This window comes from Bacillus sp. EAC, assembly GCF_002156875.1.
Taxonomy (GTDB): Bacteria; Bacillota; Bacilli; order Bacillales; family Bacillaceae_G; genus Gottfriedia.
This window is the reverse complement of the sequence record NZ_NCSY01000009.1, coordinates 1-20,183: the sequence shown is the minus strand read 5'-3', so window position 1 is coordinate 20,183 and position 20,183 is coordinate 1. Positions and strand designations below refer to the sequence as shown.

19 protein-coding genes and 1 pseudogene are annotated in these 20,183 nt (G+C 32.8%); 3 read left to right on the top strand and 17 right to left on the bottom strand.

Going from position 1 to position 20,183, the window contains the following annotated elements:
- Positions 1 to 40: 40 nt before the first annotated feature.
- On the top strand, positions 41 to 295 hold the full coding sequence (locus B7R65_RS14915) for a DUF2627 domain-containing protein (protein WP_088043839.1): 255 nt from the start codon (positions 41 to 43) through the stop codon (positions 293 to 295).
- Between the two features lie 92 nt (positions 296 to 387).
- On the opposite strand, the gene B7R65_RS14910 is transcribed toward B7R65_RS14915, so the two are convergent.
- The gene (locus B7R65_RS14910; protein WP_088043589.1) at positions 388 to 1,119 is read right to left on the bottom strand and encodes a glycerophosphodiester phosphodiesterase; all 732 of its coding nucleotides are present in this window, start codon (positions 1,117 to 1,119) and stop codon (positions 388 to 390) included.
- 78 nt (positions 1,120 to 1,197) lie between these two features.
- Here B7R65_RS14910 and B7R65_RS14905 point away from each other — a divergent pair, with 78 nt between their 5' ends.
- Both B7R65_RS14905 and bacA read left to right on the top strand, forming a co-directional pair.
- Complete coding sequence (locus B7R65_RS14905) at positions 1,198 to 1,356, top strand: YycC family protein (protein ID WP_088043588.1); 159 nt, start codon at positions 1,198 to 1,200, stop codon at positions 1,354 to 1,356.
- Between the two features lie 456 nt (positions 1,357 to 1,812).
- Positions 1,813 to 2,613 (top strand): undecaprenyl-diphosphate phosphatase, encoded by an 801-nt coding sequence (gene bacA, locus B7R65_RS14900; protein WP_088043587.1) that lies wholly within the window; start codon positions 1,813 to 1,815, stop codon positions 2,611 to 2,613.
- Between the two features lie 456 nt (positions 2,614 to 3,069).
- Here bacA and B7R65_RS14895 read toward each other — a convergent pair whose 3' ends face one another.
- The 16 genes and pseudogenes from B7R65_RS14895 to B7R65_RS14820 all read right to left on the bottom strand — a co-directional run.
- Complete coding sequence (locus tag B7R65_RS14895; RefSeq protein WP_088043586.1) at positions 3,070 to 3,777, bottom strand: hypothetical protein; 708 nt, start codon at positions 3,775 to 3,777, stop codon at positions 3,070 to 3,072.
- 446 nt (positions 3,778 to 4,223) lie between these two features.
- Positions 4,224 to 5,012 carry a sporulation transcription factor Spo0A gene (gene spo0A / locus B7R65_RS14890; protein ID WP_088043585.1) on the bottom strand — a complete coding sequence of 263 codons (789 nt, stop codon included), beginning with the start codon at positions 5,010 to 5,012 and terminating at the stop codon, positions 4,224 to 4,226.
- A 475-nt stretch (positions 5,013 to 5,487) separates the two neighbouring features.
- A pseudogene (spoIVB, locus tag B7R65_RS14885) lies at positions 5,488 to 6,621 on the bottom strand (SpoIVB peptidase); the annotation flags it as partial.
- Positions 6,622 to 6,909: 288 nt separating this feature from the next.
- On the bottom strand, positions 6,910 to 8,643 hold the full coding sequence (recN, locus tag B7R65_RS14880) for a DNA repair protein RecN (RefSeq protein ID WP_088043583.1): 1,734 nt from the start codon (positions 8,641 to 8,643) through the stop codon (positions 6,910 to 6,912).
- A gap of 29 nt (positions 8,644 to 8,672) precedes the next feature.
- Positions 8,673 to 9,125: a transcriptional regulator AhrC/ArgR gene (gene ahrC / locus B7R65_RS14875; RefSeq protein ID WP_088043582.1), complete on the bottom strand. Its 453-nt coding sequence runs from the start codon at positions 9,123 to 9,125 to the stop codon at positions 8,673 to 8,675.
- 457 nt (positions 9,126 to 9,582) lie between these two features.
- Positions 9,583 to 10,410: a TlyA family RNA methyltransferase gene (locus B7R65_RS14870; RefSeq protein WP_088043581.1), complete on the bottom strand. Its 828-nt coding sequence runs from the start codon at positions 10,408 to 10,410 to the stop codon at positions 9,583 to 9,585.
- Positions 10,411 to 10,425: 15 nt separating this feature from the next.
- The gene (gene dxs, locus B7R65_RS14865; RefSeq protein WP_088043580.1) at positions 10,426 to 12,306 is read right to left on the bottom strand and encodes a 1-deoxy-D-xylulose-5-phosphate synthase; all 1,881 of its coding nucleotides are present in this window, start codon (positions 12,304 to 12,306) and stop codon (positions 10,426 to 10,428) included.
- 322 nt (positions 12,307 to 12,628) lie between these two features.
- Entirely contained in the window at positions 12,629 to 13,516 is an 888-nt protein-coding gene (locus B7R65_RS14860) for a polyprenyl synthetase family protein (protein ID WP_088043579.1), read from the bottom strand.
- A gap of 1 nt (position 13,517) precedes the next feature.
- Positions 13,518 to 13,745: an exodeoxyribonuclease VII small subunit gene (locus B7R65_RS14855; protein WP_088043578.1), complete on the bottom strand. Its 228-nt coding sequence runs from the start codon at positions 13,743 to 13,745 to the stop codon at positions 13,518 to 13,520.
- Between the two features lie 7 nt (positions 13,746 to 13,752).
- The gene (gene xseA / locus B7R65_RS14850) at positions 13,753 to 15,099 is read right to left on the bottom strand and encodes an exodeoxyribonuclease VII large subunit (RefSeq protein WP_088043577.1); all 1,347 of its coding nucleotides are present in this window, start codon (positions 15,097 to 15,099) and stop codon (positions 13,753 to 13,755) included.
- 36 nt (positions 15,100 to 15,135) lie between these two features.
- Entirely contained in the window at positions 15,136 to 16,011 is an 876-nt protein-coding gene (gene folD, locus B7R65_RS14845; RefSeq protein ID WP_088043576.1) for a bifunctional methylenetetrahydrofolate dehydrogenase/methenyltetrahydrofolate cyclohydrolase FolD, read from the bottom strand.
- 37 nt (positions 16,012 to 16,048) lie between these two features.
- Positions 16,049 to 16,429, bottom strand: coding sequence for a transcription antitermination factor NusB (gene nusB, locus B7R65_RS14840; protein ID WP_088043838.1), 381 nt, complete (start codon positions 16,427 to 16,429; stop codon positions 16,049 to 16,051).
- Between the two features lie 660 nt (positions 16,430 to 17,089).
- A complete protein-coding gene (locus tag B7R65_RS14835; RefSeq protein WP_088043575.1) occupies positions 17,090 to 17,488 on the bottom strand; it encodes an Asp23/Gls24 family envelope stress response protein in 399 nt (132 codons plus the stop codon).
- 15 nt (positions 17,489 to 17,503) lie between these two features.
- The gene (accC, locus tag B7R65_RS14830; RefSeq protein WP_088043574.1) at positions 17,504 to 18,856 is read right to left on the bottom strand and encodes an acetyl-CoA carboxylase biotin carboxylase subunit; all 1,353 of its coding nucleotides are present in this window, start codon (positions 18,854 to 18,856) and stop codon (positions 17,504 to 17,506) included.
- Between the two features lie 45 nt (positions 18,857 to 18,901).
- Entirely contained in the window at positions 18,902 to 19,381 is a 480-nt protein-coding gene (gene accB, locus B7R65_RS14825; protein WP_088043573.1) for an acetyl-CoA carboxylase biotin carboxyl carrier protein, read from the bottom strand.
- 550 nt (positions 19,382 to 19,931) lie between these two features.
- Positions 19,932 to 20,183: SpoIIIAH-like family protein (locus B7R65_RS14820; protein ID WP_142288260.1), on the bottom strand; the 252-nt coding region annotated here is incomplete at its 5' end.

Below are 20,183 nucleotides of genomic sequence, written 5' to 3'. Positions count from 1 at the left end.
AATGATTATTCATGCACATAAAATCGGGGGTAAAAATAATATGAAAGAATCTTTTACTCGAATGCTTGCATTCGTTGTTATAGTTATACCTATAGCTTTAGCAGTTATCGGAATAAAATTACTTCGTGATACAATGTTTCTAATCCATTCATTTGGTATTCCTAATATTCCATTACAAGGTTTTATCGGTCTAATTTCATTAGCAGTAGGATTTTATTTAGTTGGAAGCTTCGTTTTATTCAGAGACCGAAAACACGAAAAAGTTCAAGGTCGTTTCATGAAACGCAAAGTTTAAAATAATCCCATTAGAATGACATGTTAAAAGTGCTTACAAAATGCGTAAGCACTTTTTATTTTTAAGCATTGTTAAATTACTTTTTATTCAGCCTATACCTTTAAACTTTCTCTTACTTGAAATGCTACTTCTGGATAATCCGTAATAATTGCAGTACAATTGTCCATTATTAACCGTTTCATTACACTAGGATCGTTTACTGTATATGGTCGAACTGCAATATTTTTATCAAGTGTTTGTTTAATTAGTCCATCTGTAATGATTCGATAATTTGGATGAATTGCTTTCGCCTTATTATCTTCAGCAATTTTCCATGGTTCTTTTTTTCTCTTATTATAAAGGACAGCCGTTTCTATATCAGGAGCCATCAAATAAAATTTAAGCATACTTTTATGATTAAAAGACGATAACACAATTCTTTTTTCCATTTCAAACGAACGAATTAAATTAATCACTCGCTCTTCTAGTCCATGGTATTCTATTTTATCATTCTTTAACTCAACATTGATACTAAATGTATTTCCCTTTGCCCATTCAAATACTTCACGTAAAGTAGGAATCACACAATTACTAAATTGTCCCTTGAATTTATAACTTGCATCAAACTGTTTAATTTCCGCTAATGTAAAATCCTTTACGAAACCTTTTCCATTCGTTGTTCGATTAATTGTTTCATCATGTATAACAACAATTTCACCATCTTTTGTTAAATGGACATCTAGTTCGATTCCATCTGCTCCAAGTTTTTCGCACGCCATGAAAGAAACCATTGTATTTTCTGGATATGTTCCAGCTGCACCTCTGTGCCCAATAATATCTACCATCTTATTCCTCCTGGAAAAATATGTACTTTCGTCTTTTTATTATTGTATACTAATTTTACGAAACAAAGGAGGGATATTATGCGTCCATTGCAAATTTCGCCAGAAACAGCGATTCTACTTTCTAAAAAATTAAATGTTCCTTTAGAACAAATTATGCATATGCCACAACACATATTAATGAAAAAGTTAATGGAATTAGAAAAACAAGAACCAGAAACAAACAGCGAAGAAAACTAAATGTTTCTTTTAATCCGACAAGAACCCCCTTTAGATTAAGGTGGTTCTTTTTAATTGTGTGATTAATTAAAGTATGTTGGTTTTTAAGTAGAATCTTGGTTGATTTCCACTTCAGGATGCTTGCCTTTTCCGCGGGGCGAGCGTTGAGCCTCCTCGGCATTAAGCCTGCGGGGTCACAACTGTCTCGCTTCTCCCACAGGAGTCTTCGCACCTACCGTTCCGATCAACTTATTTTCAGCTTGTTTGGTGGATTCTACTTGATTCCCAATCCAGGATGTTTACTTTCCTAAGGGCGAGCGTTGAGCAATCATTATAAAATGAGCTTATTAAACAAACAGTAATTAAATAATATGCACAAATTAGATTTTTTTAACGATCTCAGACTTTCATAAAACAACGATTTCAAGTAAAATGTAAAGTATTGTAATTAAGACAAGCTTTTAATGGAGGTTAATAATGTTAGCTGATTGGATAATTGGAATAATTATGGGAATGGTTGAAGGTTTAACAGAGTTTTTACCTGTTTCTTCAACTGGTCATATGATATTGGTTGCAGATTTGTTAAATTTTACAGGTGCAAAAGCATCGGTATTTGAAGTAGTTGTACAACTCGGTTCAATTTTGGCTGTTGTAGTAGTTTTTTGGAAAAGATTATGGTCAGTTCTTGGGATTAAATCAGAAGGATACAGACATACAAACTTAAATTTAGGTCACATCTTTATCGGAGCAATTCCTGCTGGTGTTGTAGGTCTTTTATTACATGATTTCATTAAAGATGTTTTATTTTCACCTAAAACAGTAGTTATCGGTTTAGTAGCAGGAGGTATTTTACTTATCGTCGCTGAAAAAGTATCTAAAAATCCAAAATCATCTGATTTAGATCATATTTCATATAAACAAGCTTTTATTATCGGATGTTTTCAAGTATTAGCTCTTTGGCCAGGATTTTCTAGATCAGGTTCAACAATCGCAGGCGGTTTACTTTTCGGCTTAGATCGTAAAACTTCAGCTGAATTTACGTTTATATTGGCAGTACCAATGATGATAGCTGCTAGTGGTTTAGATTTAGTTAAAAACTTGGATATTTTAAGCACATCTGATTTACCTTTATTTGCTTCAGGATTTATCACAGCGTTTGTTGTAGCACTTCTAGCAATCGTTACTTTCTTAAAATTACTAGAACATGTAAAACTGACTGGATTTGCTATTTATCGATTCATTGTCGCGATCGTGTTCACAATCGTTTTTATATTCTAATGAAAAAATAAGTAAGACAGCCTATAACTGTCTTACTTATTTTTTTGCTTTAATGGAGTTAGCTCCCGGTTTTCAAATGAAAAAAGGCTATTCGCACAACGTATACGAATAACCTTTTATATATATAAGTTAGTTAATTATTTTTTAATTGTTGTTTGTTGGCGAAAGCCCTACCTCTCTTTCGCAATTTCGGCTCCAGGGCCGTTCCATTAGGCAGCTTGTTTCACAACAATCTTCACTAACAGACACTACTACAAATTTTAGAAAAGGTCGAAATGGATGACGCGTCATGGAATGCGTCCGATTTTCTTCCAATTTCTCTAGTAATAATATCGTTTTTCTATATGATCAGTGGCGCAGAAAATAGTATACCATATCTAATTTAATAATGCAAAGGGAAATTTTATATGAAGGATCTTTTCAAATGTATTTCAGTAATCGAAATACACAATCCTTCTATTCAATTTCATCAGATTCATCATTTTCATGATAATTCTTTATAAAAACAGTAGTTGTTTCGTAATTACTTGAAAACTCACTCCAATTATTATTTACCATCATCATTAAATTATAACCACTATAGCTTTTGTTCGATTGAGGTACAATCTTTTTAATTTTCCTTAGATGGTTCTGATCATCCAAAAGTAGATAATCCCCTTCATATCCAATCTCTTCATCCATTCCTGACGATCGTATCATAGTATACTTTTTATTATTTTTATTTAAGAGTCCTTTAGTTGTTAAGGTATCAATTTTAGAAAAAAATTCCTTCGCGTTCATTAAATTTTCATACTCACTGTAAGTATCCATTGTATATTTTGAAATATGTACACCATTATCTTCTTTAAATTCACAAGAAAGACATTCTCTGTAATCATATTTAATATATTTGCTATTTGTTTTATCAACAATATGAAAGTTTAGCGATTTAATTTTATCTTTATATAAAATAAAATTAACATCCTCAATTTTCGAATCATTATTCGAGATATTTAATTCTCTTCTAAATTTTTCCCAGTTTTCGTTAAATGATATATTTGTAATCTCCTTTTTATTGATTAACGAAAAATGAGAGACATAAATTAACTTTTGATAGCTTATAAAGACGTAAATAATCATTAAAAGTACAACTAGCCACAATGTTAGTTTCAATTTCCAATTCAATTTATCACTCCTATTATCGATAAACTAATTCTCTAATTATATGAAGTATCATTGAAGAACTATCCTTTCAAATTCAATATAAAAGCAATTCTTCCTGCAAATAGAAAAAATGCTTTTTTAAATAAGGCTCAGTTAGTGACTATGGAATAAAGGCTTCCTTTGAAAAGATTGTTTTTAGTTAGGTTGACATAAAAATAACAATTGATAAATAGTAGAATTTGATTGGGAGCGTAAGGTGCTCGACTCCTGTGGGGGACTTGAGACAGTTGAAACTAAGCGAAGCAAGCATTCTGAAGTGGAAATCATTATTTTTTTAACAGAGATAAAAATAAAAACGTCGTCTAAAAAAGACAACGTTTCTGCGATCATATATAATTGCTATTGCGATAAATATCGATAATTTCTTAAGAAGTTAGTCGCTATAACGAATTTGAATTTCAGTTCTTTCAGCTAGCTTTGTGCTCTAAACGTAATTTATCAGCAACCATTGCGATAAATTCTGAATTAGTTGGTTTTGCTTTAGACATAGAAATTGTGTAGCCAAATAATGTAGAAATGCTATCGATATTTCCACGGCTCCACGCTACTTCAATAGCATGTCGAATCGCACGCTCTACACGACTTGCTGTAGTATTAAACTTTTTAGCGATATCTGGATACAATACTTTCGTAATCGATCCTAATAACTCGATATCATTGTATACCATCGAAATTGCTTCACGTAAGTACATGTATCCTTTAATATGTGCCGGAACACCAATTTCATGGATAATACTTGTGATACTTGCATCTAAGTTACGTGGCTTGTTTTCATAATTAGATACTAATGATGGAGAATTACGTTTTGTGATTGAAGAACCTTTTCCAACAACTTGACGGATATTACTAATTAAATGTTCCATATCAAATGGTTTTAAAATGAAATAAGATGCGCCTAGGTCAACTGCTTTTTTCGTAACATCTTCTTGACCAAACGCTGTTAGCATAATTACATTTGGAATTTTTTCAACAAGTCCACCACGTAAACGATCTAATACTGCTAAACCATCTAAGTGAGGCATAATAATGTCTAACACTAACACATCGGGCTTTTTATCCTTCACTAGAGGTAAACAATCTTGTCCATTAAATGCTACACCTACTACTTCCATATCAGCTTGTGCGTTTATAAAGTTTTCTAACATGATAACAAGCTCTTTATTATCATCAACTAATACTACTTTTATTTTCTCCACAACCGTTCCTCCCTATATCCTCTATAGTGAATTTCATATCTTATTACCGATTATTTCGACAATAAAAATTTATTTCCTGTTTTTATTATAAATTCTGAATATTTTTATTAATATAGATAGTTTTCTTCATTTTCTTCTAGCATTCGACGATTGTATTAAAAACCATTATGTAATAAGTCGAATTTTACATATAATTCATTATATAAAAAATTAAATAGTATGTAAATTTATAATTTTTAATAAAAAGTTACAATAACATTACAAGATTCGTTAAATTTTTAATATAACAAATTTATCTTCTTTAGTTCAACTCAATTTATTTTCTAAAAAATTACTCGCATCTAGGTACATATAAGCTGATATGAATACGTTTTAAAGCTATTTTCATTTAAAACTCTTGTTAAATTTTGATCAAAAAAACCTGAAGAAAACACCTAACAATTTAGTTAGGTGTTTTGTTTTATATGATTATTATTTATGAAGCTTTTTTCAGCTGATAGTCATAAATAGGTACTTTTGCCTCATCTAACATCCACTCTATATGGACACCATATCCACTTGTCGAATCATTTACGAAAACATGTGTAACTGCGCCAATTAATTTTCCATTTTGAATAATTGGCGATCCACTCATACCTTGGACAATTCCACCAGTTTCTTTTAATAAACGTTTATCTGTTACTTTTAAAATTATCCCTTTAGTCGAAGGGAATTTTTGTTGGATACTACTTACAATTTCTATGTCAAAGGATTCCACTTTATTATCGTGAATTACAGTAAGTATTTTGGCTGGTCCTTTTTTAACTTCATTTGATAAAGCTATCGGTAAAGGCTTCGACATAATACCATTATCAATTTTGCTATTTACTTTTCCAAATATACCGAACGGGCTATTTGAAGTAATATTTCCAATCGTACCTCTGTCTAGTGCAAAGTGTGCAATTTTTTCGCCTGGTGAGCCATCAGAACCTTTTTCAATTGATGTAACTGTAGAGTATACGATATGTCCATCTTCTACTTCAATTGCTTTTCTTGTATCACTATCTGAAATGACATGGCCTAATGCGCCATATTTTAATGAATTTGGCTCAATAAAAGTCATCGTACCAATACCAGAAGCAGAATCTCTTATATATAAACCTATTCTATAATTATTTTGTCCTTGATCACGAATAGGTTGTAAAAGTTTTGTATAGTATTTACCTTCTCTTTTCACTGTTATTTTGATTGGTCGACCATTTTTACCTGCTTTTTGAATAAACGGTAATACATCAGACATTTTTTCAATCTGTTTACCATTCATTTTAATAATCATGTCTCCAACCTTGATTCCTGCTATTTCCCCAGGTGATTTTTGACCTTGGTGCGTATTTACTAAATGGTGACCTACAACTAAAACACCCACAGAATTAAGCTTAACTCCGATTGATTGACCACCTGGTATTATTCTTAAATTGTTTAATACTTTTACATCTACTTTTTTAATTGGGATTTCATTAATACCTAGTGCTACATCAATGATATCTCCATGTTTATCATGAGAACTAATCGTAGATGAAAATACATTTTTTTGATTTATATTAAACACGCTAATACCAACTACTATTGAAAGGAGAAGAATAGTTATTATTCGTTGAACATTTACATTTTTCACAAGCGAATCACTCTCCTTAGTGCCAGATTTAATTTTATTTAGTTCATGGCTATATAGTTAATGTTAGCTTCATAAAAGCAAATTATAATTGTAAAAATATGATATCTGTTTGAAGGTATAATGTTGTCTTAGTATGTTTCATTTCCCATTTTCCAATTACTAAATTTTCAATAATTCCCACAAAAAAAAGAGAATATTTAATGAATAATCAAATTCGATTTTTCATTAAATATTCTCGTACTTTTATGAATGTGATTGATACTTAGTTGAAGTTGCTTGTTCAATCAATTCTTTCGCATGTTGAATAGTCACATCTGTTATTTCTACACCTGCAATCATTCTTGCGATTTCATTTATCTTTTGTTCATTTTGTAAAGGAGTAACAGAAGTCTTCGTTCGATTACCAACAATCACTTTGGCGATAAATAAATGCGTGTCAGCCATAGAAGCAACTTGAGGTAAATGAGTGATACATAATACTTGTGAGTTAACTGATACTTTATGGATTTTCTCGGCAATCGCTTGAGCAACTCTACCACTGACACCAGTATCAACTTCGTCAAAAATAATCGATGTAATCCCTTGATGCTTCGTAAAAATACTTTTTAACGCCAGGAACATCCTCGATAATTCTCCTCCAGATGCAACTTTTGCTAAAGGCTTTAACGGTTCACCAGGGTTAGTAGAAATGTAAAACTCCACATGATCAAATCCATCTTTATTAAACCTAATATGTTTGTTCTCAAAATAAGGATCCGTTTCTAAACCTTCTTCAACTGAAAATACAATTTCAAAGGTTGTTTTTTCCATGTAAAGTTCTTTAAGCTCTTTATGTATATCTGCAGTTAATTTTTTAGCTAGTTCTTTTCGTTTATTCGAAAGAATGTTTCCTGACTCAATTAAACGAGTAGTTACATTTTCTAATTCTTTTTCTATTTGTTCAATATGTTTATCTTTATGCTGAATTTTATCAAGCTCTTGCTCAATTCCTTGAGCATAAGTTAATATATCTGCAACACTGTTTCCATATTTTTTCTTCAACATTGAAATTTCACTTAATCGTGTTTCAATTTCATTAAGTCTCATTGGATCATATTCCATTTGTTCAATTGAATCTCTTAAACGATATGAAATATCTTCCAATAAATAAAAACTACTGCTTATTCCTTCATGCATTTCTTTAATATCAGGATCAATTGAAGTAACTGATTCCAAAGAATACATACTCGATCTGACAGAGTCTAATCCAGATCCATCTTGAGATAAACTTTGATAAGCTTCTACAAGTGATTTATAAATACGTTCAAAATTAGCAATTTTATATCTTTCTTCTGTTAGCTGCTCATCTTCATTTTCAATTAGATTTGCATTTTGAATTTCAGTAAGTTGAAATTGAATTAAATCTAACCGGTGTGCCATTTGTTGTTCATTTTCAGTAAGCTGTTTTAACTGCTTTTTTAACGAAACAAACTGATTAAAAACTTCTTTATAATCTACAAACAGAGGCAAAATTTCTTTTTCATCATATTGCTGTAGCATTGCCAAATGATGTTCTTGTTCCATTAAGTCTTGGCTTTCATGTTGTCCATGAATATCGACTAATAGACCACCAATTTCTTTTAAAATTGAAGTTGTGACAAGTTTACCGTTAATACGGCAAATGCTTTTCCCAGACGCAGTGATATCTCTCTTTAAAATCATCATCTCATCTTCAATGTCAAAGCCTAACTCTTCACATCTCGCATAAATCGGGTGGTTTTCATCTTCTATATGAAACAATCCCTCTATCTCTGCTTTTTCAGTGTCATACCTTACAAATTCTGCAGAACCACGTCCTCCAAGTAGCAGACCAATCGCATCAATAATAATTGATTTACCTGCACCAGTTTCACCACTTAAAACAGTTAATCCTTTTTCAAATGAAATTGAAACTTCTTCAATGATTGCAAAATTTTTAATAATTAATTCAGATAACAACAGGTTTCTCTCCTCTTAAAACCATTCACCTATTGAAGCATGTCAATAAATTTTTCTTTTAAATTTTCAGCATCTTCAGGTGAACGACAAATTATTAGAATAGTGTCGTCTCCACAAATTGTACCCATAATTTCTAGCCATTCAAGGTGATCAATTAAAGCTCCAACTGCATTAGCATTACCCGGTAAAGTTTTCATAACAATTAAATGACTAGAACTGTCTATTTTTATGAAAGAGTCAATTAATAATCTTTTCAACTTTTGAAGTGGGTTAAAACGCTGATCTGCAGGCAAGCTATACTTATAGCGACCATCTGATAATGGAACTTTCACTAAATGCAATTCTTTTATATCACGTGATATTGTTGCCTGTGTTACTTTAAAACCTAAGTCACGTAATGATTGTACTAGTTCATCTTGTGTTTCAACTTCATTTTTAGCGATTATTTCACGTATTTTTATATGACGCTGACCTTTATTCATAATACACCTCTTTGCAAATTGCGACAAATATCTTACATATGTAAGATTATCTTATCGAATCTAATAGTTATTGTATACAATTTTTTAACCGTTTCCATAAAATACGATTTTCAAAACTAATTTTTATATCTTTTTTTGATTTTGATTGATTATATTCGGGCGCATTTGTTTCCTAAAAAAGCAATTCAAAATAAAATGAAGACTTTTTAATTAATACGCTCTGTAAAAAAAGATTGTTGATTGGAACGAAATGTTGCTCCCTTTCCGCGAGGCGTGAGATGAGCCTCCTCGAAGCCTGTAGGGTCTCACCTTTCCCGCTACTCCCACAGGAGTCTCGAAAAGCCTATTTAAAAGCAATAATCTTTTAGAAAAGAGTCATTTTTAAAATATCAGCAATTTACATTAACAGAGCCTAATAATATATAAGTAAAAAGGAAACCTTTATGGTTTCCTTCAATCATTTTGCCTTCTTTAATTCAATATGAGCTTCATTTACAATATCTTTTGGTGTACGAACTAGTTCATTATCTCCTGTTTCTTTCGTACCTTCCCAATGAAGATGAATCAAGAATTCAATATTGCCATCTCCACCAGTAATAGGTGAATAGGTTAGTGCTTTAATATCATATCCTTGTCGTAATGAGAAATCGATCATCATTTCGATGACTTCTTCATGTACTTTTGCATCTCGAACAATACCTTTTTTTCCCACTTGTTCTCTACCCGCTTCAAATTGTGGTTTTATTAAAGCTACTACATCACTTGATGAAACTAATAACGTCTTTAAAACCGGTAAAATTAATCTTAATGAGATGAATGATACATCAATCGAAGCAAATTGAGGTAAGCCTTCGATTAAATCTTCAGGTTTAACATATCGAAAATTTGTACGTTCCATGACAATGACTCTTTCGTCTTGTCTCAATTTCCAAGCTAATTGATTATACCCAACATCAAGTGCATAAGATTTCTTTGCTCCATTTTGAAGTGCACAATCTGTAAATCCACCTGTAGACGAACCGATATCAATCATTATTTTATCTTCAACAGTAACATCGAAAGTTTTAAGCGCTTTTTCTAATTTATAGCCACCTCGACTAACATACGGCATTACCTCACCTTTAATTTGAAGAGGATTCTCTATATCAATCTTTTCACCAGGCTTATCTAGTCTTTGTTCATTTGTATACACAAGACCCGCCATTATGGCACGCTTTGCTTTTTCACGTGTTTCGATTAAACCACGTTCAACTAAAAGTACATCTACACGTTCCTTTTTCGCCATTTATATTACATCCTCTTATTTTTTACAAACCATTTCTCGGATTTTCTTAACAGATTCTTCTTTTGTTAAATGGATTTCTGCTAATAGTTTATCTACATCACCATGTTCAACATAGACATCTGGGATTCCAATTCGATCTACTCGTACGTTTTGGTAGTTATTTGAACTTGCAAATTCTAATACCGCACTTCCAAATCCACCTTGTAACATAGCTTCTTCAATCGTTAAGATTGGTTTTCCATCTCTAAATAAATCATGTAGCATTGCAGTATCCATCGGTTTAATGAATCTAGCATTAATCACTTTAACTGAAACATTTTCTTTTTCTAACTCCTCTGCTGCATCAAGAGCCATTTGAATAGTCGTTCCAAATGTTAATATAACTGCATCAGAACCTTCTTTTAAAACTTCCCATGAGCCAATCGGAATTTCTTTTAACTGTTCATCCATTGGCACACCTAAACCATTCCCCCTTGGGAAACGTAAAGCGATAGGACCATCATCATATTTAATGGCAGTATTGACCATATGTTGTCCTTCATTCTCGTCTTTAGGCATCATCAATACAAGATTAGGAATATGACGTAAAAATGCGATATCGAATACACCTTGATGTGTTTCTCCATCAGCACCAACTAAACCAGCACGATCAATCCCGATAAATACATTTAAATTCTGTCTACAAATATCATGTAAAACTTGATCATAAGCTCTTTGAAGGAATGTTGAATAAATCGCTAAAAACGGCTTCATTCCTTGAGTCGCTAAACCAGCTGAAACTGTAGCAGCATGCTGTTCCGCTATACCAACGTCAAAAATGCGATCAGGTAATTGTTGTTGGAAATTTTCTAATTTTGAACCAACAGGCATTGCAGGAGTGATCGCTACAATTCGTTCATCTTTTAATGCTAATTTTAGAACAGTGTCACTTACTAGTTTACTCCAAGCTGGAGGAGCTTTATCCGGCTTAATAAGTTTACCAGATTCCACTTTATAAGGACCTGTACCATGCCACGTACCCACATCATCACTTTCTGCTGGTTTATATCCTTTTCCTTTTTTCGTAAGGACATGTATTAGTACTGGACCTTTTGTTTTCTTAGCATATTCTAAGCTCTCAAATAAGTCCTCATAATTATGTCCGTCCACTGGACCAAAATAAGTAAAGCCCATTTCTTCAAAAAACATACCTTGAGTAACTAAATATTTAAGACTATCTTTAAGTTTCTTTGATGTACTTGATAATTTATCGCCGATACCAGGAATTTTTTTAATTACACCTTCTAATTCACCTTTTGCCCAACGATATTTACCAGTTGTTCTAAGTCTTCCTAGAATACTATGTAATGCACCTACGTTTGGAGCAATAGACATTTCATTATCATTTAAAATGACAATCACATCTTTTTGTTCATGTCCGATATGATTCATAGCTTCTAATGCCATTCCACCTGTTAAAGCACCGTCACCTATAATCGGAATAATGTATTCATTCGTCTTCTTTATATCTCTAGCAATTGCCATTCCCATTGCTGCAGACAACGAAGTAGAACTATGTCCAGTTTCCCAAACATCATGCTCACTTTCAATTCGCTTCGGAAATCCACAAAGTCCCTTGAACTGTCTAAGTGTTGAAAATTCTTTTGCTCGACCCGTTAAAATTTTATGTACATAAGATTGATGCCCAACGTCCCATAGAAATTTATCTTTTGGTGAATTAAAAACTTTATGTAATGCAATCGTTAATTCGACTACTCCTAAGTTAGGCGCAATATGACCACCTGTCTCAGAAAGTTGCTGGATAAGGAACGCACGAATCTCTTCACTTAATTCCTCTAACTCTTCAATCGATTTATTTTTTAAAAAACTTGGATTTTCAATTGTCGTAAGATCCATCTTGGATCACTCACCTTCCTAGATGTTAAATCTATTTAAATAATACATTATTATGTAAACTTATCTATAAATGATTTTACCATACTTGAAGTTAAACGCTAACCTTCGAGCACTAACTCTTAACACCACGTATCATAATACCATGTAAAGTGGAATATGCATCTTATTTTATTTAAAAGCAAAGAAAGCCGCTAGCACATTTGTGTTAACGGCCTACATTTCTGTATATTCTATTAACATCATTGCGATTAAAGTAGTTACATTATACCTAAATGTGCTTATCTATTCAATGCAGATCAATTATATATTACCCAATCAGTGCTTAAAAACTTCGATTTTCAACAAAATCACAGATGGAAATTAGGAAATCATCCTTAATACCACATGCTCGAATGTGTCGTTTTGCATCATTGATAAACGTATGTAATCGTTCCTTTGCACCTTCAACCGTATATAGTTTTACGTATGTCGTTTTATCATTTTCAATATCACTACCGACTGGCTTTCCTAAGACATCTTCATCACCAATTACATCTAAAATATCATCTTGAATTTGGAATGCGATGCCAAGCTTATAGGCAAATTGCGTTAAATGTGATAGTTGTTCAGCTGTAGCTCTTGAAAGAATAGCACCTGCAATTACTGGATACATAAGCATTTTCCCTGTTTTTCTTTCGTGAATAAACTGTAATTCTTCACCAGAAAGTTGTTTTCGTTCGCCTTCCATATCCGCCACTTGTCCTGCAACCATTCCTTCTGGACCTGCAGCAATAGCTAATTCACTAATTAATTGCAATTTAACTTGATCAGAAACACCAACATCATTTATTTCCGTTATTAATTGAAATGCATAAGTTAGCAATCCATCACCAGCTAAAACAGCTAAATCTTCGCCAAATACTTTATGGTTCGTCGGTTTTCCTCTTCGTAAATCGTCGTCATCCATACATGGAAGATCATCATGAATTAATGAATAGGTATGAATCATTTCTAATGCACATGCAGGCTTAATCCCGATTTCCGGATCTTTTCCGAAAGCATCTAATGTTGCAAATAAAAGCAATGGGCGAATACGTTTGCCCCCTCCTTGTAAGGAGTATGCCATCGATTCTTTTAATCTCTCAGGAGCCTTTAGCTTCCCAATGGATTCAATCATTGCTTCACTTACAAGTTTAGTGGAATACTCCATAAATTCTTTAAAGTTACTCATTCTATTCCTCCTCAATTGTAAAAGGAGTTTGTTCACCTTGTTCATTTAAAATGGACGTCATTTGCTTTTCAACTTTAGTTAATTTGTCTTTGCATATTTGTGAAAGTTTGATGCCCTCTTGAAAATACTCTATTGCCTTCTCAAGTGGAACGTCACCTTGTTCAAGTTTCTGAACGATTGTTTCAATCTCTTTTATCGCCTCTTCAAATGATAAAACATTTTGTTCCATATTTATTTCACTGCTCCTTTACTTCAAGTACTTCACAGTTTAATTTTCCATCAGTCATTTGTAATTGGAACCTATCTCCGTCTTTTACTTGTTTGACGGATTTAACTAATTCATTATCTTCTTTATAAGCTAATGAATATCCTCTAGCCATTACTTTTAAAGGACTAAGAGCATCTAGTGTATGGATGGCTTTTTCCATCTCGAACTGTCTTTGTGTAAGCAGGCGCTTAAATTCACTTTGCAATGTCAAATACAATTGATGATGCTTTTGCTTTTCAAGCTGCACCCTATTTCTTGGATGATGAATCAGTAGGGTAGAACTTAACTCTTTGTATTTATTCGAATTTGATTTAATGATTTCATTCATCGACATTTGAAGTTTTTCATACGTCCGATCAAATTCCTCTTGCTTAGGATTTAAAAGGGAATTTGGATATCTAAACACATAAGCATCCTGAACCGTTTTTAATTGAGCCTGTTTACGTTCAAGGATTGTATTCATTGTTTTGTTTAATCTCGCTTCACGTACGGTAAATTGTTCAATGATCTCTCGTTGACTTAAAGAAACTAATTCTGCCGCAGCAGTAGGAGTAGGAGCTCTCAAATCTGCTACATAATCTGCGATTGTCGTATCTGTTTCATGTCCGACTGCTGAAATAATAGGGATTTTAGATTCGAATATCGCCCTAGCGACCTTCTCGTCATTAAATGCCCAAAGTTCCTCAATAGAGCCTCCGCCACGCCCAATGATTAATACATCAATTTCTTTTAATGTATTAGCCGTTTCAATTGATTTAACGACTGACATAGGAGCTTGTTCACCTTGAACAAGTGTGGGGAAAACGACAATCTTACCGATTGGGTATCTTCTTTGAATCGTTGTGATAATGTCTCGAACAGCTGCTCCCGTAGGTGATGTTGCTACCCCAATTACACTAGGAAAAGAAGGAATCTTTTTCTTGAATTTCTGGTCAAAGAGTCCTTCTTCTGATAATTTTTTCTTTAATTGTTCATAAGCAACAAATAGGCCACCTACACCATCAGGTTGCATATCTCTTATGTAAATTTGATAGCTACCAGACCCAGGGTATACAGTTATTTCACCTTGGACAATAACCTGCATACCATCAGTCGGCTGGAAACTAATCGTTGAATTATAGGATTGAAACATGACCGCGGCAATTCTAGCTCCATCATCTTTTAATGTAAAATAATAATGTCCACTAGATGAATGACGTTTAAAATTTGAGATTTCACCACGAAGTAGGATATTTTGCAAATTTCGGTCAGCCTGAAATTTTGCTTTTATATACTTAGTTAATGCGGTTACTGTAACTGGTAGCTTTTCTGTCATGCCTACCCCTTCTTTCATTCATACAAATGCAAACAATTAAAGCTTCATACTCAAGTTATACTTATGTTCAATTTGAGATGCCGCTTTTAATGTATTGTGAAGTAACATTGTAATCGTCATCGGTCCAACTCCACCTGGTACAGGTGTAATGTAACCAGCAATGTTTTTCACATTTTCAAAGTCTACGTCACCACATAATTTACCATTTTCATCTCTGTTCATTCCAACATCAATTACGATGGCACCCTCTTTTACAAAATCAGTTGTGATTAATTTAGCGACTCCGATAGCTACAATTAATATATCAGCTTGCTTTGTAATATTTTTTAGATCTGTTGTATGTGAATGTGTATAAGTAACAGTGGCATTTTCATTCAAAAATAATTGACCTACTGGTTTCCCTACTATATTACTACGTCCAATAACAACAACGTGTTTTCCATTAATCGGGATATTTATATTTTCAATTAATTTTAATATCCCAAAAGGAGTACATGGTAGTAGAGCATCTTGATTTGTCATCATTCTTCCGATATTTATTGGATGAAATCCGTCAACGTCTTTTAATGGCGAAATGGTTTCAATTACTTTCGTCTCTGAAATATGTTCAGGTAAAGGCAATTGTACTAAAATCCCGTGAATCTGCTGATCGTCATTAAGTCTTTTTACAATCGTTAATAATTCATCTTCAGATATAGTATCTTCTAGTTCAATTACTTCAGAATACATACCTAGTTCATTACATGCTTTATGTTTTGAATTAACATATGTCCTTGAGGCAGAATCCTCTCCAACTAACACAACAGCTAAACCAGGTATCACACCTTGATTTCTTAATTCGGTTACGCCTTGTTTTAATTCCTCACGTATTGAAATTGAAACTTCTTTCCCATTAATTAATGCTGCTACCATTTTAGTTTCCCCCTATGCATATAAACACTTTATCTATTTAGAATTTTGATAATACCGCATTGATAAATTTACTTGAATCATCGTCTCCGTAAATTTTTGCAATTTCAATTGCTTCGTTGATTGATACACTTTTAGGAACATCCTCTAAATAGTCCATTTCAACTAAAGCGATTCGAAGTATATTTCGATCAACATTGCCTAAACGATCAATTGTCCAGCTTTCAATATTAGAAGATAATTTTTGGTCTATTTCATTTTTGTGATTAACAAAGTTTGATATGATTGACTCTAAAAATAAATCTTCCTTTTCATCAGCTTCTTCTAATACATGTTGTAATGCATCTGAAGCATTTGCTTCTCCTAAATCCATTTGAAATAAAGCTTGTAATGCAAGTTCCCTTGCTTTTCTACGTTTCATCAAAATAATAAACTCCTTTAAGCTAATTTAACAATTCGTTGCATAGGTATAACGAATTCTAATTTTTGTATAGTAACACGTTATTTTACCATTTTTTTTTACAAGTTCCAACGATGTATCTATTAACTATTGTTTTTATTATTATTAACGTTTCTAAGCAAACTCCATACTTTTTAAAGCATTTTCTACATTTTAACTTAAAATCTAAAAAAATAATAGTTTAATGTATGTGTTTTTAGTACTTTTTTTTATTTTTTTATACATTACTCACTTAAACATCGGCAAAACACGAACATTAAATTATCTGATTAGGCAAAAAACAGTGCACTTCAAACAAAATATAATCTTATTTTTTTCCAAAACATTAAAAACATAAGCCTTTTTAGTAAACATATTGGATACGTAGAAAAAGTTATTCGTGTCTTTCCGTTCAATGTTGTTCTTTTTCAATAGAACTGGTGGTCATCTTCCTTTAGCTCTACGCAAGAAAGTTTTTACTTCTACTGAAGTACCTAAAGAAGATTCACATCTTCCATTGTAGATCCAAATGTAAAAGACTCTGATATCATATAATGTAGATTTTCAAAAAAATTGATAAAAAAGAGCTAGAAAAAAAAGAGAGTTCCAATAAATTGGATACTCTCTTTTAAATAAATCATTTTAAAGTTCAATTGGAGCTTCTTGTTCAGCTTTCGTATCGAATTGAACACCTACAACGTGAACATTAACTTCAGATAATTCAAGACCAGTCATTGTTAGTAAAGCTTGACGAATATTGTCTTGTACATTACCTGCAACAGTTGGAATTGATTTACCAAATTTAACTAGAATATACACATCAATTGTAATTCGATCATCTGATAAATCTACTCGAACACCTTTACCATGATATTTCTTACCAATAATTTCAGAAATACCAGATGCAAGGTTTCCACGCATACTAGAAACGCCCTCAACCTCAGCAGCTGCTATACCAGCAATAACTTCAATTACTTCAGGAGCAATTTCAACTCTACCTAAAGTTGCGCTACCCATTTCTAACATTTGATTATCATTCATGTAGATCCCTCCACTTTATCTTTTAGTCACAAGCTCATGTTCCTCAAGGAATTTAGTATTATACTTCCCTTTAACGAAGATTTCATTTTGCAGTAAATTTAAATGGAATGGTATTGTTGTGTGAATTCCTTCAACTACAAATTCTTCCAGTGCTCTTATCATTATAGCAATTGCTTCGTCTCTTGTCTTGCCGTGAACGATAACTTTTGCAATCATTGAGTCATAATATGGCGGAATTGTGTATCCGGTATAAACTGCAGAATCAACACGAACATTAGGACCACCTGGTGGTAAATACGTAATAATTTTACCAGGAGAAGGCATAAAGTTTTTATCTGGGTTTTCAGCATTAATACGACACTCAATTGACCAACCTTTTAAAGAAACGTCTGCTTGTGTAATCTTTAATGGATGGCCTTTTGCTATTAATAATTGTTGTTTAATTAAATCAACACCAGAAATATATTCAGTAACAGGATGTTCAACCTGAATACGTGTATTCATTTCCATGAAGAAGAAATTTTTAGTATGCGGCTCATAAATGAACTCAACTGTACCAGCACCCCAGTAGTTTACAGCTTCAGCTGCCTTAACTGCTGCAAGACCCATTTTTTCACGAGTAGCATCATCTAAAACTGGAGATGGCGCTTCTTCAACTAATTTTTGTAAACGTCGTTGAATTGTACAATCACGTTCACCTAAATGAATCGTATTGCCATGCTCATCAGCTAATACTTGAATTTCAACATGTCTAAAATCTTCAATGTATCTTTCAAGATAAACACCAGGATTACCGAAAGCAGTTTGTGCTTCTTGTTGAGTAATCTGGATACCTTTTTCTAACTCTTTCTCATCTCTTGCTACACGGATACCTTTTCCGCCCCCACCAGCAGTCGCTTTAATGATGACAGGATATCCTATATCAGCAGCAATTTTCTTACCATCTTCAACACTTGCAATAATACCTTGAGATCCCGGTACTACTGGAACTCCAGCTTCTTTCATCGTTTCACGAGCAACATCTTTTGTTCCCATTTTTGAAATCGATTCAGCTGTAGGACCAATAAACTTCACATTACATTCAGTACATAATTCTGCAAAACTAGCATTTTCTGATAAGAAACCATAACCCGGATGAATTCCTTCGCAGCCTGTTAATTTTGCGATACTAATAATGTTAGTCATATTTAAATAACTATCTTTTGATAATTTTGGACCGACACAATAAGCTTCGTCTGCCATTTGTACGTGCAATGCTTCTTTATCGCCTTCAGAATAAATTGCAACTGTTTCAATATTCAATTCTTTGCAAGCTCGAATAATACGAATCGCAATTTCCCCACGATTTGCAATTAAAACCTTTTTCATTTCTTCACCTTCTTAAGTAAAGTACTGTAAATTAATTTCTGTATATTAGTTCTTAACTAAAAATAATGGTTGACCGTATTCAACTAATTGGCCATTTTTAGCTAGTATTTCAACTATTTCTCCATCGATTTCAGCTTCAATTTCATTAAATAGCTTCATTGCTTCAACGATACAAACAATTGAATCACTCTTAATTCGATCACCAACTGCTACATACTCTGCAGAATCTGGTGATGGTGATGCGTAGAACGTACCAACCATTGGAGAAGTAATTTTATGTAAATTACTAGTATCTTCTTTTTCTACTACTGGAGCTGCAGCTTCAACAGCAGGTCTTTCTAATGTTGCAACTGGAGCTGCAACAGGAATAGCTTCTTGATGGATAACTGGAGCAACAGCTTGAGTTACAACTGTTTGTCCGCCTTTTTTAATTTTAACAATTGCACCATTGTTTTCAAATTCAAATTCATTTATTGTCGTTTGGTCAATTAGTTTAATTAATTCTCTTATTTCATGAATTTTCATAAAGTCCACTCCTTAAAAACATATAGTCTAATCTTATAACCTAATACTAAACTTTTCAACAAATTATTTTAGGCAATCGTTTACCATACTAATTTTATCCATTTTTAATGGAAAATAATTAATTTATTCCTTACCAAAAATTAATTCAATTAAACCCACTAATGAACTACTTCTTTATTATAACAGTTATGTAGGAAAAAATAGGAACAAGCAAGCAAAAAATAGCTAAATAATAACTCGATTAAAAGATTTAAACAAAATAAAGCCAGTAGAGAAGCATTCTCTACCGACTTTTTTATCTTTCCTTATAGGATAGATTTTCATCATACTTGTGGGCCCACAGGATGTGGGTCATGCATGCGTTACGACAGGACGTCGTGAATTTAGCATGCCATCCACTTTGACCAAGGCGCTTCCACTTTTCTTATTGTCTAGTTCCACGAGCTAGCTCTTCGGTAATATTCCAATAATCTTTGAAGTGGAAAAATCGCCACTTCAAAGATTATTGGAGATATTCCTCTCAGAGCTGAGCAAGCTCGTTCCACTTTTCTTATTTCGTCATGAAGCTTACTACTACTAGTTTTTCTCCAAGTACACTTCTAGTCATTTGGATAATGTCGTTTGCTTCTTTTTTGCTATGTTTTGTTGATTTAACCGCTACATTTACTTCATTTTCGTTTGAACGTACTAATACATCTTTGTATCCAGCTTCTTTAATCATTGTTTCTACATCAGATTCTAATGCAGTTAGTTTTTCAAGTTCTTTCATATTTGTAAATGCTTGACTTCTTTCTTCTGCAGA

What these genes read in the sequence shown, in the direction of transcription:
- B7R65_RS14915 (WP_088043839.1), top strand. Translation starts at nt 41, where the DNA reads ATGAAAGAATCTTTTACTCGAATGCTTGCATTCGTTGTTATAGTTATA.
- B7R65_RS14910 (WP_088043589.1), bottom strand. Translation starts at nt 1,119, where the DNA reads ATGGTAGATATTATTGGGCACAGAGGTGCAGCTGGAACATATCCAGAA.
- B7R65_RS14905 (WP_088043588.1), top strand. Translation starts at nt 1,198, where the DNA reads ATGCGTCCATTGCAAATTTCGCCAGAAACAGCGATTCTACTTTCTAAA.
- bacA (WP_088043587.1), top strand. Translation starts at nt 1,813, where the DNA reads ATGTTAGCTGATTGGATAATTGGAATAATTATGGGAATGGTTGAAGGT.
- ahrC (WP_088043582.1), bottom strand. Translation starts at nt 9,125, where the DNA reads ATGAATAAAGGTCAGCGTCATATAAAAATACGTGAAATAATCGCTAAA.
- B7R65_RS14870 (WP_088043581.1), bottom strand. Translation starts at nt 10,410, where the DNA reads ATGGCGAAAAAGGAACGTGTAGATGTACTTTTAGTTGAACGTGGTTTA.
- dxs (WP_088043580.1), bottom strand. Translation starts at nt 12,306, where the DNA reads ATGGATCTTACGACAATTGAAAATCCAAGTTTTTTAAAAAATAAATCG.
- B7R65_RS14860 (WP_088043579.1), bottom strand. Translation starts at nt 13,516, where the DNA reads ATGAGTAACTTTAAAGAATTTATGGAGTATTCCACTAAACTTGTAAGT.
- B7R65_RS14855 (WP_088043578.1), bottom strand. Translation starts at nt 13,745, where the DNA reads ATGGAACAAAATGTTTTATCATTTGAAGAGGCGATAAAAGAGATTGAA.
- xseA (WP_088043577.1), bottom strand. Translation starts at nt 15,099, where the DNA reads ATGACAGAAAAGCTACCAGTTACAGTAACCGCATTAACTAAGTATATA.
- folD (WP_088043576.1), bottom strand. Translation starts at nt 16,011, where the DNA reads ATGGTAGCAGCATTAATTAATGGGAAAGAAGTTTCAATTTCAATACGT.
- nusB (WP_088043838.1), bottom strand. Translation starts at nt 16,429, where the DNA reads ATGAAACGTAGAAAAGCAAGGGAACTTGCATTACAAGCTTTATTTCAA.
- B7R65_RS14835 (WP_088043575.1), bottom strand. Translation starts at nt 17,488, where the DNA reads ATGAATGATAATCAAATGTTAGAAATGGGTAGCGCAACTTTAGGTAGA.
- accC (WP_088043574.1), bottom strand. Translation starts at nt 18,856, where the DNA reads ATGAAAAAGGTTTTAATTGCAAATCGTGGGGAAATTGCGATTCGTATT.
- accB (WP_088043573.1), bottom strand. Translation starts at nt 19,381, where the DNA reads ATGAAAATTCATGAAATAAGAGAATTAATTAAACTAATTGACCAAACG.